This window comes from Aquimarina sediminis (assembly GCF_002895435.1).
In the GTDB taxonomy this organism is placed as follows: domain Bacteria; phylum Bacteroidota; class Bacteroidia; order Flavobacteriales; family Flavobacteriaceae; genus Aquimarina; species Aquimarina sediminis.
In genome coordinates, this window is record NZ_POYJ01000001.1 from 696,181 (window position 1) to 711,958 (window position 15,778).

Annotated in this window: 17 protein-coding genes; 15 read left to right on the plus strand and 2 right to left on the minus strand. The window is 30.4% G+C overall.

Translation table 11 applies throughout. The features are described 5' to 3' along the window. The first annotated feature begins 234 nt into the window (after positions 1-234). Both C1X07_RS03080 and C1X07_RS03085 read left to right on the plus strand, forming a co-directional pair. Positions 235-1,002: a LytR/AlgR family response regulator transcription factor gene (locus tag C1X07_RS03080; protein WP_103068489.1), complete on the plus strand. Its 768-nt coding sequence runs from the start codon at positions 235-237 to the stop codon at positions 1,000-1,002. Position 1,003: 1 nt separating this feature from the next. Further along, on the plus strand, positions 1,004-2,098 hold the full coding sequence (locus C1X07_RS03085; RefSeq protein ID WP_103068490.1) for a sensor histidine kinase: 1,095 nt from the start codon (positions 1,004-1,006) through the stop codon (positions 2,096-2,098). A gap of 11 nt (positions 2,099-2,109) precedes the next feature. Here C1X07_RS03085 and C1X07_RS03090 read toward each other — a convergent pair whose 3' ends face one another. Further along, entirely contained in the window at positions 2,110-2,787 is a 678-nt protein-coding gene (locus C1X07_RS03090; RefSeq protein WP_103068491.1) for a DUF2461 domain-containing protein, read from the minus strand. Between the two features lie 207 nt (positions 2,788-2,994). Next, on the minus strand, positions 2,995-3,414 hold the full coding sequence (locus tag C1X07_RS03095; RefSeq protein ID WP_103068492.1) for a CBS domain-containing protein: 420 nt from the start codon (positions 3,412-3,414) through the stop codon (positions 2,995-2,997). 331 nt (positions 3,415-3,745) lie between these two features. Between C1X07_RS03095 and epsC the strand changes: the two genes are divergently transcribed. From epsC to C1X07_RS03160, 13 genes are all read left to right on the plus strand, one after another. After that, entirely contained in the window at positions 3,746-4,537 is a 792-nt protein-coding gene (epsC, locus tag C1X07_RS03100; RefSeq protein WP_103068493.1) for a serine O-acetyltransferase EpsC, read from the plus strand. Then, on the plus strand, positions 4,537-5,421 hold the full coding sequence (gene cysM / locus C1X07_RS03105; protein WP_103068494.1) for a cysteine synthase CysM: 885 nt from the start codon (positions 4,537-4,539) through the stop codon (positions 5,419-5,421). The genes epsC and cysM overlap by 1 nt, the downstream gene beginning before the upstream one ends. A gap of 192 nt (positions 5,422-5,613) precedes the next feature. Continuing rightward, the gene (locus C1X07_RS03110; protein WP_103068495.1) at positions 5,614-6,324 is read left to right on the plus strand and encodes a DUF4386 domain-containing protein; all 711 of its coding nucleotides are present in this window, start codon (positions 5,614-5,616) and stop codon (positions 6,322-6,324) included. A 129-nt stretch (positions 6,325-6,453) separates the two neighbouring features. Next, positions 6,454-6,825 carry an ArsR/SmtB family transcription factor gene (locus C1X07_RS03115; protein WP_241507178.1) on the plus strand — a complete coding sequence of 124 codons (372 nt, stop codon included), beginning with the start codon at positions 6,454-6,456 and terminating at the stop codon, positions 6,823-6,825. After that, a complete protein-coding gene (locus tag C1X07_RS03120; protein WP_103068496.1) occupies positions 6,818-7,273 on the plus strand; it encodes an SRPBCC family protein in 456 nt (151 codons plus the stop codon). The genes C1X07_RS03115 and C1X07_RS03120 overlap by 8 nt, the downstream gene beginning before the upstream one ends. A 263-nt stretch (positions 7,274-7,536) precedes the next feature. Next, positions 7,537-8,103 carry a Crp/Fnr family transcriptional regulator gene (locus C1X07_RS03125; RefSeq protein ID WP_103068497.1) on the plus strand — a complete coding sequence of 189 codons (567 nt, stop codon included), beginning with the start codon at positions 7,537-7,539 and terminating at the stop codon, positions 8,101-8,103. 174 nt (positions 8,104-8,277) lie between these two features. Then, on the plus strand, positions 8,278-9,189 hold the full coding sequence (locus tag C1X07_RS03130) for a DUF6268 family outer membrane beta-barrel protein (protein ID WP_103068498.1): 912 nt from the start codon (positions 8,278-8,280) through the stop codon (positions 9,187-9,189). A 42-nt stretch (positions 9,190-9,231) separates the two neighbouring features. After that, a complete protein-coding gene (locus C1X07_RS03135) occupies positions 9,232-9,639 on the plus strand; it encodes a hypothetical protein (RefSeq protein WP_103068499.1) in 408 nt (135 codons plus the stop codon). Next, positions 9,636-10,553, plus strand: coding sequence for an NmrA family NAD(P)-binding protein (locus tag C1X07_RS03140; RefSeq protein ID WP_103068500.1), 918 nt, complete (start codon positions 9,636-9,638; stop codon positions 10,551-10,553). The genes C1X07_RS03135 and C1X07_RS03140 overlap by 4 nt, the downstream gene beginning before the upstream one ends. 179 nt (positions 10,554-10,732) lie before the next feature. Further along, entirely contained in the window at positions 10,733-11,986 is a 1,254-nt protein-coding gene (locus C1X07_RS03145; RefSeq protein ID WP_103068501.1) for a hypothetical protein, read from the plus strand. Between the two features lie 675 nt (positions 11,987-12,661). Continuing rightward, positions 12,662-14,452, plus strand: coding sequence for a C15 family peptidase (locus C1X07_RS03150; RefSeq protein WP_103068502.1), 1,791 nt, complete (start codon positions 12,662-12,664; stop codon positions 14,450-14,452). Continuing rightward, positions 14,449-14,928: a hypothetical protein gene (locus C1X07_RS03155; protein WP_103068503.1), complete on the plus strand. Its 480-nt coding sequence runs from the start codon at positions 14,449-14,451 to the stop codon at positions 14,926-14,928. Before C1X07_RS03150 ends, C1X07_RS03155 begins: the two co-directional genes overlap by 4 nt. Positions 14,929-15,035: 107 nt before the next feature. Beyond that, entirely contained in the window at positions 15,036-15,491 is a 456-nt protein-coding gene (locus C1X07_RS03160) for a hypothetical protein (RefSeq protein WP_103068504.1), read from the plus strand. Positions 15,492-15,778: the final 287 nt, after the last annotated feature.

The window sequence follows — 15,778 nt, forward strand, 5'->3', positions numbered from 1 at the left end:
TATCTTACTATCTTATAAGTGAGTATGGTCGGGATAGATTAAATATATATATTAATTTACCCTCTATTATTTTTTTGAAGTATTCTGTTTAGACTATGAAGTAAATCGTTGTTTCTATGATGTAAACAACACATCATACCATTGCTAGCATACCATACAAGTAACATTTACAGTTTTTTTTATATACATTGTACTACAATCATCAGCAAATAATTTAGTACAACACAATCACTTATGAATATTTCAACTCTAATCATAGACGATGAACCTCTGGCAAGAAAATTAATTGCAAACTTACTGGAAAGTATTTCTGAAATCGAAGTAGTAGGGCATTGTAAAACAGGTAAACAAGCTATATCAATGATAAATGAAATGTCTCCCGATCTAATATTTTTAGATATTAAACTCAAAGATATGACAGGTTTTGACGTCTTAGAAAATATTACTTTTAAAACTCCTTTGATAATATTTGTTAGTGCTTTTGATTCTTTTGCAATAAAAGCATTTGATTTTTTTGCTTTCGATTATTTACTGAAACCTTATAAAGAAGAACGGTTTTATAAATCTGTATATAAAGCTATTGATAGTCTCAAAAAAGATGAGGCAGCTGTTCTGGAAAAGAAAATAAACGCTCTATTAAACCATGTAAAATCACCAAAAACACACTCTTCTCATAAAAGAAAAATACCTGTTTCTTTGGGAAACAAGACTCTTTTCGTTTGTCCAGAGAATATTCAATACATAATAGCCTCTAATTATTATGTAGATATATATACTGATACGACAAAATATGTACTTCGTGAGTCAATGTATAATCTCCTAAACAAATTAGATGATAACGAATTTATAAGAATACATCGGTCTACAATTATAAATATAGAATGTGTTAAAGAATTGATCAATTTTAATCGTGGAGAGATTAATGTAAGAATGAAAGATCTCAAACAGCTTAGAGTGAGTAGAAGTTATAAAAAAGAATTTTTGATTAAAATGGGATTATAAAGTGAAAAAGTATTTAGACAAAAAACTGTTTACGCTACTACTAGGATATGTGGCAATGTACCATATAGTGTTTATATCAAAAGGGGTATTATTAAAATTGTATGATGTAAAGCCGTTTACCGATGTATCTTGGAGAGAAATTACACTAGACACTATAATAGGCAACTCAATCATCGTTCCTCCGATAATAGTACTTATCCTTATCGCTACAAAGATAATGATCAACAAAGGATATAGGTGGAGGTATATTATCAGTGTTCATTTTTTGTTTTCTTTACTCTTTGGCCTTTATATCTACGTTATAGGATATACTTATATAAACATTACAAGAGGTGTTTCCTTTGAATTATTTAGCAGACCAGGAGTTATTAGAATCATATCTGATTCTAATTTGCACTTTTTGGGGTATGTTGGCTTTGTAAGTATTATCTATTCTTACTATTATATCAATAGAAATGCTAAAACCGAAATACAAAAAGCTTTATTATCCGAACAGCTTACAAATATTAAAATGGAAGCTCTTAAGTCCCAATTAAACCCCCATTTTTTGTTTAACACACTCAATAGTATTTCTGCTCTAATAAAAGAAGATCAAAAAAAGGCACAAGACATGATAGTCAACTTAGGAGATTTATTAAGAGAGGTTTTAATGCTAAAAGATTCTAACTTAATCCCTGTACATAAAGAAATACAAGTACTTAGTAAATATATCGATATAATGAAAACACGCTTTTCTGATCACTTGGCTATCAATACTGTAATAGAAAATAATGTACATGATATACTGATTCCTACTATGCTCATACAACCTATTATAGAAAATTCTTTAAAACACGGATATTCATACAACAGTACAGATCTAAAAATTAGTATACAAATTTATAGCGAACATAAATGGTTAATCATTTTAATTAAAAACAATGGAAAGCCATTAGAAAAAACTAAAATTAATCAGGGTCTTGGAATAAAAAATATTAAAGAAAGGTTATATACTCTATATGGTAATAATTTTGAGTTTATTTTTGATACCAACTCCAATCAAAAAGGAGTTAGCACAATCATAAAAATCCCCACTTTTAATGCTTTAGAAGGATAACTACATATTACTTATTCTATTAGTGATACCCCATTAAGATCTGTAGTAAGCACATCACTCATATAATCAAAAAACGGTCTTAATAACTCATAATGGTAAACTACTTTATCTAAAAAATCGGAAGCAAAAACTTCCTTATCTGTAAAACTATGTTGTACAAAAAAAGATTTGTTCTTAATTAAATCAATAGCAGAATGGTCTTTACTAAAGCCTTTTGGTGCCGTTTTTACCTGATACTCTTGATTAAAACCACCAAAAGCATTTTTAAAATCAGGATTTGAAAGTATCTCTCTTATTTCCTGATCATCCATTTCAAATTCTTTTCTGATACGCAATAAATCAGCTGGTTCCGGGCTAAAAAACCCACCTGCCATAAGAGAGTTACCTGGCTCTAAACGAAGATAATAACCGCCTCTTCTATGTGCTCCTGCCCTACTAAAACTTACGCTGCGGTGAACATTATAAGGTGTTTTATCCTTACTAAATCGAACATCTCGATTAATTCTGAATACTTTGGTTTTTTCTATCTCATCTTTTTCATTTAGCCGCTCAGCAATTAGAGTATAAAAATTTTTTAAGCTCTTTTCATTGCTTAGATATCTCTTTTTGTGTTCTGTCATCCAATCTCTATGATTATTATTTTTTAAATCCTTTAGAAAATCGAACGCAACTTTTGGTATAGTACTCATAAAATATACTTTGATCTTAAAAATACTAAAATATGGTTTCTCATTTATAGTTTAACTAAACTTTAAGGAAAACACTCTACTCTATTGATTAAACCAATAAAGGTTTAGAAATCTATTTTCAAAATCATGTTTTATTTGACCAAAAAACCAAAAAAAAACAGGAAGTAATAAAACATCCTGCTTTTTTCTTTAATCATTGATTTCTAATTAATACTGCTCTAATAGATAATTTATTAAGTCAGTAGTTGTTACTATACCAACCAATTGACCATCATCAATTACCGGCAATGCATGAAATTCTTTTTTTGATAATATTTCAGCTACTTCTTTAATCGTAGTATCAGAGCTAACACTCACTAGGTTTTTCGCCATTACTTGTTCAATCGTAAACATTTCATATACTACAGTATCAACATCATGTTCACTTTCATCTACAGCATCAGCAAAACTTATACGAAGTAAATCTGTGTAACTTAACATACCAATAATAGCATCACCACTCACTACGGGGATATGACGAATATTATTTTCTTTAAATAGCATTTCCGCAGTTTCTAAACCATTTGTTTGGTTTAAAGTAATTACATCGGAAGTCATAATCTTGGAAACGGGAGTTCTTTTTTTCATTCTATTTAGGATTAAATTCTTTATCAAATATAGAATCAAACTCTCTAAAAATTCATGACAATTATCAGCTTATAGGTACAAAAATTACCTCACTTTTTTGTGACACAATTCATAAATCAAAAGAGGTATTAGTAGTGTTATTTTTTAATAATACTTAAACAAATAGTTAAATTTCACTATTTCAATCACAAGTTTAACTGAATTTTATAAAATAAATCAAATTATACCGTCATACTGTTATTATTATTTTAAAAATGTAAGGATTTGTAGTTAAATAAGACTTTTATATTCTTTATTCTATATATTTACTAGAGTTTTCAAAAAAACCAAAATGAGTAAGGAAAGAGATCAGATTATTGCTAGGATTGAAGAACAAAAAAAGAATCCTAACCTTAAGCTAAAACTAAAAGAAAGAACAGAGTATTTTACAAATTTACTTTTTTATACATTATTTGATACCGATACAGAGGTTTCAAAAAATATCGATCTTCTAGAAAAAACTTTTGAAGAGCTTGTAGATTTAGCATGTTGGGAGACAGAAAGACCATGCAGTAAGCTTTGGCAGTCTTATTTGGAAAAATTACCCAATATTTTAGAAAAACTAAATCTGGATGCCCAAGCATTTTTAAAAAGTGATCCCGCGGCTAATTCTATTGAGGAAATCTACATGGCATATCCCGGATTTTATGCTATTGCAATCTATAGATTAAGTCATGAGCTACTAAAATTTGGTTTACCCATGGTGCCTAGGTTAATGACAGAATACTCCCATAGATTAACAGGTACTGATATTAATCCGGGAGCAGAAATCGGTGAATCATTTTTTATTGATCACGCTACAGGTATTGTAATAGGTGAAACTGTAATTATAAAAGATAATGTAAAAATATATCAAGGAGTTACCCTTGGTGGTTTATATGTAGACAGAAAATTACGTAATGTAAAACGACACCCAACCGTAGAAGATAATGTAACCATCTATGCTAATGCAACTATCTTGGGTGGTAACACTATAATAGGTGCTAATAGCACAATTGGTGGTAATGCATGGATAACCTCTTCGGTTTCCGAAAATTCAATCATCTCAAACACTTCAGAAATCAAGATCAAAAAAGTTATTTAATGTCACATAGCATTTTAGACCTTATCGGAAATACGCCTTTGGTAAAGGCTTCTTCCCTAGTCAATAATCCTAATATTACTTTATACCTAAAACTCGAAGGGCACAACCCGGGTGGTAGTGTAAAAGATCGCGCTGCATTTAATATGATAAAATCAGCCCTAGATCGTGGTGATATCGACCAAAACACCAAACTTATTGAAGCAACAAGTGGTAATACAGGTATTGCTCTAGCTATGATAGCAGGAATTTTTAAGTTAGATATAGAACTAGTAATGCCGGAAAATTCTACTAAAGAACGCGTACAAACAATGAGGGCTTATGGTGCAAAAGTTACCTTAACCTCTACAGATGTAGGAATTGAAGGTGCTCGTGACTATGCAGAAGCTAAAGTAAATAATGAAGGGTATGTAATGCTCAATCAGTTTGCGAATGATGATAACTGGCGAGCACATTATAAAACGACCGCCCCCGAAATATGGAGAGATACTCAAGGTAAAATTACTCATTTTGTATCTGCTATGGGAACAACTGGTACTATAATAGGGACTTCGACCTACCTAAAAGAACAATCAAAACAAGTACAAATTGTGGGAGTACAACCTACCGATGAGTCCAGTATCCCAGGAATTCGTAAATGGCCTAAAGAATATTTACCAAAAATCTTTGACCCCAAAAAAGTTGACCAAGTAATTGAGGTAAGTCAGGAAGAAGCAACAACTATGACAAAACGACTTGCAAAAGAAGAAGGTGTTTTTTCTGGTATGAGTAGTGGCGGTTGTGTCGCTGCGGCACTCAAACTTGCGGAAACCTTAAAAAGTGGTGTCTTGGTCGCCATAATCTGTGATAGAGGGGATCGATATCTTAGTTCTGATTTGTTCGAGTAAATAAATTAACCCTTCGGTTTCATATTATTAATCCACCTTTTGTAGCGCTATATCACTGTGTAAAACAAATTGTGCAGGTTATCACACTTATTCTTTTGTAACAAAAATGGCTGTTATTCGTCATCAATATAATGAGCGAGCCTTTATTCTTGTGCCACATTTTTATCTCACAAATTAAAAGTAATAATTAATATGACAAATCTAACCAAAGACATACCTCTTCATCAAGCGGCATTAATTACGGGCGTTGTTTCATTAATCATTATTATAATTGCTCCTTATGCCGAATTTTTTGTGTATCCAAAACTTCTGATTCTGGATCAACCTAAAGAAACTGCTCAAAATATTCTTGATCATAAAACATTATTTTTAAGTGCCGTATTTTGTTATCTAATTACCGCTATTGGTGATATTATAATTGCCTGGACAGTATATATTCTTCTTTTGCCTGTAAATAAATCACTTAGTCTACTTATTGCATGGTTTAGATTGATATTTGCAATTATTTCAATTGTGGCATTAGTATATATGTTCAAACTATATAAACTCGTAACTACACCAGAATATTTAGATATTTTCGGAAACCAACAATTTTATGCTCAGATCAAAATGGCATATGAAGAGTACAAACTTACTATGTCTATAGGCTTTTTCTTGTTTAGCATATATCTAATTTTGTTAGGCTATCTTGTTCTAAAAGCTAGTTATATTCCCAAATTGTTAGGCGTTCTTTTAACAATTGCTGGCTGCGGCTATTTGATTGTTACATTGCAACCATTTTTGTTTCCCAACATTAATGTAGAGCTTGTTTCTATCACTTTTTTAGGAGAAGTGATTTTTATGCTCTGGCTTTTAATAAGAGGTCGTAAAATCAAAGAACCCATTTGTACAAAAGAGATCTAAGTACTCAGGCAGTATTTTTTTGTATGTCTTTTGAGTCATTAGACTATTTTCCCTCTTATCTTCAAAACAAAATAATCAATGCAAATTTACTAGTCTGCAAATATCTATACAAAACATTTGCGTAACCAAATGATTACATTTATATTTGTAACCAATCAGTTACTTAAAATAATGAGAAGAGATGTTTTTCAAGCAATAGCAGATCCAGTCAGAAGAGACATTATACAGTTATTGTCCAATGAAACATTAACCGTAAATACTGTAGCAGAAAAATTTGATGTTAGCCGCCCTGCTATTTCGAAGCATTTAAAAATTTTGAAAGAATGTGGCATAATTATCATTAATAAGCAAGGCAGAGAACGTTATTGTCAAATTCAACCCAAAAACCTAATTCCTGCCTTTTTATGGATTGATCAATACCGAGAATTATGGGAAGAAAAATTAGACTCTTTTGAGAATTATTTAACCAAATTACAAACAAAAAACAAAGAAAATGAGTAAACCAGACAATCGAACAGTAACCTTAGAGAGAACCTTTAATGCTCCAATAGAATTAGTATGGGAAGCTTGGACGCAACCCGAGCATATTGCTAACTGGTGGGGACCAAAAGGAATGGAAACCAAAGTAATAGAGCATGATTTTAGAGTAGGCGGAAAATGGAAGTACACTATGTTAATGCCTGACGGTAATGAATTCATTTCTGATGGAGAATACTTACAGATTGTTGAACTCAAAAAGATATGCTCTTCTGCTAATTTCAGACCTATGACAGAGGGTGTAGAAATTCAAGCATTATTCGAAAAAAATGGCGATAAAACCAATTTTACTTTTAATGTTGTTCATCCAACAGAAGAATATTGCAAACAGCAAGAAAAAATGGGTATTATGAATGGTTGGGGTTCTGTTTTTGATAGATTAGAAGAATTTGTAAATCCGTTAGTAAAATAAAGCTTCAACATCCAATCATATATCAAAAATTAACATCTAATAAAGTACAAATCTTTCGTAGAATTTGTACTTTATTTTTTTAACAATAATAATACTATTTATCCTTCTAATTAACTATAAAAATTAGCCATAAAACTATTACATTTGATAAGAATACACATTCTTAAAACCACTTAAAGAAATAATGTAATACTTAACCTCAAAACAACAGTAGTACATATAGGTCTTATTATTTACAAGCAAAATAAAAATTTCAAAAAGAATTGGAAAAATTAACCAATTACATTAATAGTTATATAACTATAACCGAAAAGGAATTAGAAATCGTACTATCCTTTTTTAAAAAACGAGAAATCCCAAAAGGGCAATTCGTTTTAAAAGAGAAACAATTGGTTACAGATTACTATTTTATAGATTCTGGAGGGCTGATCATATATGACTTAAAAAACAACATTCAATCAACAAGGTATTTTGCTTTTGAAAATGAGTTAATCACAGATATTTCAAAAATAAAAACAAGAGAGCGTTCTGATTCTTATATCCGGACAATAGAAGATACTATTCTGTACACAATTACATATCAAAAAATGGAAGAGCTTTATGATCGCTTCCCTTTTTGGCAAAAATTTGGAAGGCTGGTTTGGGAAGATGCCTTTATCAGTGTACTCTTTGGTATTCATAATTTTCAATCACTTACAGCAAAAGAACGGTATTTAGATCTTCTCAAAAGGTCTGACCTTATCAATAGAGTACCTCTAAAGGATTTATCCCTTTTTTTGGGTATTACCCCGTCTTCATTAAGTAGAATTAGAAAAGAAATATGTAAATAAATTTACACTCCTTTTTAGTATCTCTTTTTGGGTATTATTCTTAACAGCTTCTTCTTAATAACTAACCAATCTATCCTGATTATAACACATCATTGATAATACCATTTATTGTCATTTGGCAATTTTGAGAGTGAATATACTACTGATCTTTGTATAAATTTTAAACCTAAAATTATGGTCAGAAAAAGTTTTTTATTGCTTTCACTCCTTTTTATATCCAAAATCTCTAGTCAGGTAAACGGAGAAGTATTTGTTTTAGATGAGGATAGAGATGTTTTTTATATGCATTATACTCCATCGATACAAAAAGATGATCAGTTTTCGTATCAAAAAGCAAATATCAGGTTAGGTCTTCCTCCTATCAAAGTATCTAACATAACCTTATACAATACCGTTGGGTTAGATTATCATAATTTTAAATATGATACTAGCCCTCCTGAATTAACAAAAAAAATAGAGCAGTTTTATAACATTAATTATAGCCTATTAATACAATATAAGATTTCTGAAAATTGGTCGATAAACGCCCTGGCAATGCCCCACGTGCTATCAAATCTGGATGGGAACATAAAGGCAGATGATTTTAAATTCAATGGAATTCTTTTTCTTCAAAAGAAATTTAACCAAAAAAAAGCTAACAAGTACTACAAATTAACCGTTGGAGTTGGGTATCTTTCTTTGGCAGGTAAAACAACAATCAACCCCACTATAAACTTAATGGGGAAAGTAAATGATAAATTATCTTTTGCTATAGGAATACCTAATACATATGTAAAATATAATCTAAATAACAGACACTCTTTAAAATTACTAGGAGATCTTAATGATTTTTCTGCTCATATAAATACTCCAATTTACTTGAATAATGACAATATTGAAGCCAGTAATGCCGTATTCACATCAATTTCTGCTGGTTTAGAATACAATTATTGGTTAACCAATAACTTCGGGCTAATGATAAGAGGTCTACATTCGGTATACGAGAATTACGAATTACAGGACGCTAATGAAAATACTATCTATGATTTTAATTCAAAATCAAAACCTTATGTCACATTTGGTATTAAATTTAATCCCTTTCGCTAGTCAACTCTAACTACTTAATATTAATTGTTTTACAACAATATTATGAAAAACAAAATTTCAAAATTGAATAATTTTAATATCAAGGCTTTTCTTTTTGCTATTATACCTTCATATATATTCCCTTCTGGTATGTCCTGGGTTTCCGGATGGATTATGGATAACATTCAATTAATGCAAGCAAGCTATACTACAATTGCTATTCCTTCGCTTTTGGCTGCTTTATTAGCATACTCACTCCTTTATACAATGGAAAAATTTCAGTTTTTCCCTGTAAATAGATTAATTAGGACATTACTTTTATCATTAATAACAGTTTGTCTATCACTAATTATAATTGAGATTACCTCTCTACACTCAGAATCTTTTAATATTCTTTTATCATCTATTCTAGGATCAGCAATAACAACCTGGAGACAACCAATATCAATAATAACAACAAAAGAATTATGAATACTATAAAACCAACCATTGTCGTCTTTGGGTGTACAGGTACAGTAGGATCAGAAGTAATGCACCAACTTAATAAGCAGAATTGTAACCTCAGAGGTGTAATTAGAAATCCTGATAGAGAATATCCAATTCAGCTAGATACAAAATCAGAAAACCTAAGTTATATTAGTGCTGACTTAAAATCCGAGAAACAGCTTAAACATGCGTGTCTAAAAGCCGACGCTCTCTTTTTATTAACAGGAACTTCTCCTGATCAGGTTCAAAATGAAATCAATATCATCAATGCAGCACAAGAGATGGGAGTTAGCCGTATTGTTAAACTATCCGCTCCTATCTCCCCTTCTAACATTAAAATCAAAGTTAGTAACTGGCATAAAGAAATTGAAGAGCATTTGGCAAAAAGCAAAATCGACTATTGTTGTTTACGACCACATTCATTTATGCAAAATTGGGAGCGAAACACTTTTACAATCAGGCGTTTTGGTAAAATATTTGGTACTATGGGTACTGCCTCAAGAAATTATATCGACTGCCGAGATGTTGCAGAAGTAGCTGTACATTACTTAATATCTCAAGAGCCATTAAATGGGGAGTCGATAGTCCTCTCTGGTCCCGAAGCCATTACAAATCAGGACATGGCAGAGCGACTATCACATGTTACCAAGAGTAAAATTGAATATATAAATATTACTAAAGAGGAGTTTTTTATAAACTTAACAAAACGTGCAAAACTCCCAAAATGGTTGGCAAATCATATCATAGAACTTGATGAATTAGCCCTCAAAAACAAAGAACCTAATACCGATACAATAGAAAAGATACTAAACCATAAACCACGAATAATGAATACTTACTTGCAAGAAGTTCATCACCTATACTCCAGAAAACCTATATGGGATTTTTGGAGTAAATAGAATCTTTTTAAGATCACAAAGTTGTAAATATTTACCGAAGCGAGACAATGTTATCTCGCTTTTTTGTTGGTTATAATTATATTCTCAAGAATATAGTCATTTAGGTAACTATATTTCTTAATATTTGAATATATAGTTACCTTAGTGCTTATATAACATTGTTACCCACAATTTGAAAAATGAACGATAATGAATACGAATTAAGAGGATTTTATAAACCTCATTTCTTCTCTATTTTCCTTAATGGAGAATTTGATATTGAATTTCAAAATTTGCAGAAAAATGATTTGGGTACGTTTGTTCACGAATACACTCATTATCTTCAAAACATAACCACCATTTTTGGATTAAAAAATAGTATTTTCTATTTCCATTATCTCTACCAAGTTAAAAGACATATAAGCGAATCTAAAGAGCTAACTGTTCCGATTGAGGACATACCATTTAGTAATGGAATTTTAAAAGGAAAATCGGTCTTTGATAGATATTACGGAACAAAAAAGTCCTTTAGTCCTGAATACGAAAAAATAAAAGTCTATCTAAAAGATTATATGGACAATGACAGACCATATAAAATGGTGAATTTCGATTTGGTAAAAGGAGAGAAAGTTATAGAAACTATTGAATTAGGAAATTTAAGTGTAAAGGAAGGAATGGCTAGATTGTGTCAATTAAATTATGACGATGAAGTTAATCATCCGACTTTTCCTTATAAAGGTGTAGAATTACTTTGTGAAATTCTAAATCCAGAATTATTAGAGGATAAGAGAAAATTAATAGCATTATGTATTCTAGCTTTAAACTCTCAAAATAGTGCATTAACACTATACGAATTATTAATAGAAGTAAGAACAGAACCTAAATTGAATGGGTTAGAAATTTACCAAAAATATATAGTTGAACGATGGATTGAACATAAAGGAAATAAAATATCTATTCAAGATTTTCTACTTTCCACTATTAATGAGTTTAAAGAAACTCTGACTGGTTCAATTTATGCAGAATTACATCATTTTGAAAAGATGTTTGAAAACATTATTCAATCAGTCAAAACAAACTCTTCACCTCTATTAGAATTGTTATATTCAGAAATAGATAATAACGAAAAACTAAAAGCCCTAATTGATTTTTATGGTATTCCACATATAAGAACGATTTCAGGATATGAATTTTATCCACTAGGTTCTAAAGATGGAAATGAGGACAATCCTGCTTTAGAATTCCTTGACCTTTTGGGTCAAAGTATTGTTATTGAAAGAGTACTAGATTATAATGATGATACAATATGTTCTCTTTACGCTCAATGTCAAAGGGCAGAAGAAGATATAACTGACGAACATTGTTTTGAAACACAATGGATGAGAGAAACCCCTTGTGCATTTAAAACCGTTAGTGATAATTGGAAATTAAATAAAAAAATAAACTGTGGGTAACACCGTATATAATTTATTGCTAGTTATAGCTTACTTACGAAAGTCTTCGCAGACTTTCTATCTGTGATTTATTTGCTAAATTATGTGCTTAAACCACGCAACAAACCATATACAAACACGTTAAGGGGCATACTCTAGCTCTGAAAATCAACACGCAATCTAAACCCTAAACTGACAAGCTACTCCCCTACGGAATGTTACTTTTTGCAAGAGCTTGTGATTGATTCAAAGTAAAAAAGCGATGAAAAAACCACGAAAATGGAGGTTTCGGAGCAAAACGTGCTAGAAAATCGCTTTTTTAAGGCTAATCACGAAAATATAACGGAATTGAGGTCTGTGATTTTCTGGTTTGGTAAGTGACAAATCCAGTGGCAGCAAAGTGATCGCGGGAAAATGAGAAAAAGATTGAGGAATCGTGGCGCAAACAGATATCACTTTACTGCGGTATATCTACAAAGTTCTGGCTTGTAAAAATGATACGCCCCATAACACTATATATGTGATCATAGCAGATAAGGGATGAATCGAATAGTTGTTGTATTTTTGGTAAGGCGCAATGCTTGCTGCAACGTAAAAGTTAGCAACCAATGCGCAGAAAAATCGAAAAGCAAGGTAACATTTTGCCCTGCTACGACACATATATTAAACGTTTTACAAAACATTAAAACCAACTTAATGAATTCAGAAGAAGAAAATAACGATTTTATATATGTTGACGGAAGAAAAATGTTTCTACATGAGGATACTGAAGAAATAGTTGCTACAATCACATTTCCTGATTATCCGCATATAGAAGAAAAACTGCCTTTAAAAATAGTTGGTAAAATTAACGGTTTTTGGATAGATGAAAATAACAAAAAACTTTTCCAAAATAAAGGTTTAAATGAGACTGTTCTTTATGGGGAAAAGGTTAAAATTAAATTAATGACAACCAATGTTTCTGATGAAAGAGAAATTGAGGTAGAGATAAAAGCAAAACAAGGGGGCAAATACATTGATCTAAAAACAAATGCAAAAACCTTAAAATTTACGGTCAAAGTAAAAAACAATCAGGCTATCTCAAATCCTTTTTATCTAGATCCGAATTGGTATAATGAAGAAACAGAAAGGTATAATTATAAAACTCATCAAACAGAAATTAATACAAACAAAGCATTAACTTTTGTTTTTGAAGCAAAGTTTGTAGATAGTAATCGTGTCTATGAATTGCCTAATGAGGATACTGATCAACTAAAGCCTATAACCTATCGCAGAAATTACGAAGAGCTTATAGGCTTGTTTAATACAAATAATAACGGAGAAAAGAATAAAGAACAGAATTATGAAAACAAATTCATAAATAGTAATTCTGAAATTAAAATCGTTGTTCATGAATTTATTAAAGAAGTAATCAGAAAAGACATCTCTGCTCCTGAAATTAAATCTCTAGTAGAAGAAAAATCAAAATTACTTTGGAATACAGCAGTAAAACATGCGCAAGGATTTATAGAAGTAGTTAAAAAGGAAAAAATCCTTTCAGAAAAAGTAAGAAGCGAAATGGGGCTTGATAAAGATGAGAAACTATATGAAGAAATACCAAAAAGAATAGATGCTAATTTGGATGACCGACCTTTATATTGGGCAAGAAACAAAATGCAAACTTGGTTAAAACGAAATCCATTATTCAAAGACCAAATTAATCTAGAAACCTCTACTGTATATGACGATACCGAACTTGAAGATATCATCACATTATTTGAAGAAAAAAGCAGGAATTATACTGGAATTGATTTTTCTAAGGCTGGGAATAAGAAAAAAGTATTGATTACTGGATTTGATCCGTTTCAATTAAATCCTGATATTAGTTTTAATAGTTCAATGGGTGCTAGTTCTACAACTACATTTAACCCTTCTGGAATTATTGCATTATACTTTAATGGAACTTTTGATAGTTATTATATCCAAACTTGTATATTTCCTGTAAGGTATGAAGACTTTGATAAAAGCTTTGTTGAAAAGGTGGTTACAGCAAACATAAAAGAGATTGATTTAATAATGACTACTAGTTTAAATGGAGGAAACCCAAGATTTGACATTGAAAAATTCGCAACTGAATTTAGAGGAGGTTTTCACGATAACTTAGGAATTGGTAATTCGGATACTCAATATGATTCATCAAGATTCATTGCTAATCAAAATCAAAACTACACGGAAACTACTCTACCTAATAAAAAGATATTTGGAGATAAAACTTCCATTATGCTTAAAGGCAATGAGGTGTATTTTGATACAAATAGGAGTCCTAAGGAAGGATCAGGAAGCAATTATTTGTCAAATGAAATAATGTATCGTTCGACTAAAGTTCGAGATCAAATAGGTTCAAAAATACCTGTAGGACATTTTCATCTAGGAAATCTACGTTCTATATCAAGAGCAAATGAAGTAAAAAATGTAGTTTTTGAAATAATTAAAAAAATATTGAAATGAAAATAGTAAAATTATTGTTAATTTTATTTTCTCCACTATCACTTATTGGGCAACCTACAGGGGAGGAAAATTATACTAAGGTTAAACTTATTTTTTCTAATTGTTCAAAAGACACTCTTTTCTTTAAAAAATTAAGCTCAGATAAATTTGTTTCTAAAAAAGGGGATTATCAATTGAGTTTTAAAACTGTAAGTATAGAAGACAATGAAGTAGTAGATATTACTGAAAATACTTGGTTCTTAAAAGACCACTTATTTATTGTAAAATATGTTTCATCTTTAGATTTAGTTCCTAAAGACAATATTCCAGACAAAAAATGGAATTTAAAAATAAAGATGTATAAGAAGAAAAAGGAAATGACTGTTACTCTTAAACTTTATCAAGAGGAAAATATCATTCTTTCAATTCCATTCAAAAAGGGAAATTATGAAGTAACTGATCCAGAAAACCCTATATTAATAAAAGTAAAAGGCTAACGAAAACGTTTTGTAACAATTTGTATAATGCATATGCACCCTTCTGGATACAAACGCATCATACAGAAATGTTAGCATTAAAATAAGATGTAAAAAGATTATAATAGATGAGAACTTATCCAGAAAACATTAAAAAACTAGAAAAAAAACACAGTTTTAGTTTTCCTTTAGATAACAAAAAGTTAGAGCTTATTCATAATAATGTTATTTTACGTAATGATATTGCATACATATTTTTCAAATCCAGAATCTTAAATTCACTGAAAACACAAAATCTATTTGAAAACGAATTATCCAGTGAGTCATTTTTGGACGAAAAATTTAACCAAACAGATAGACTTAAAATTTATAAAGCAATAAAAAATCAGCTTCCTCTGCCAATTAGTGAGAGAAAGAAATTGAGTTTGTATTCTTTGTTTAAGTTAAATGAAAAACCAAAAATCGACACTAGAGTATTAACAATTAAAGACTTAATTTTTGATTTAATCAAGCAAAACAGATTAACTATTAAGAGGGAATTTGAAACATTTTTTAAAAATGAGCTTGAAAGCTTAAAATACTAAAACGACACTACAACAATATGTAAAAATGCATTAAAACGTATTTTACACTAAACGTTATTTAATTCGCATCAAGAGGTATAAAAAAAGTAAAAGATTTTTAAAGGAAAATGATGTTAGCAAGCTATCAATAAAGCTTGGTACTCTTTTGCGTATTCTGAAATCTCCTCCAAAGATTCTACTAAAAAGTTCGAACTTCGAATGCTCTGGTCCCTATCAACTTACCTCACTAATATTCTTTAACAGTTGTAAAGAAGCGCAAAAAACACAAGGTTTTTATAAAAACCGAT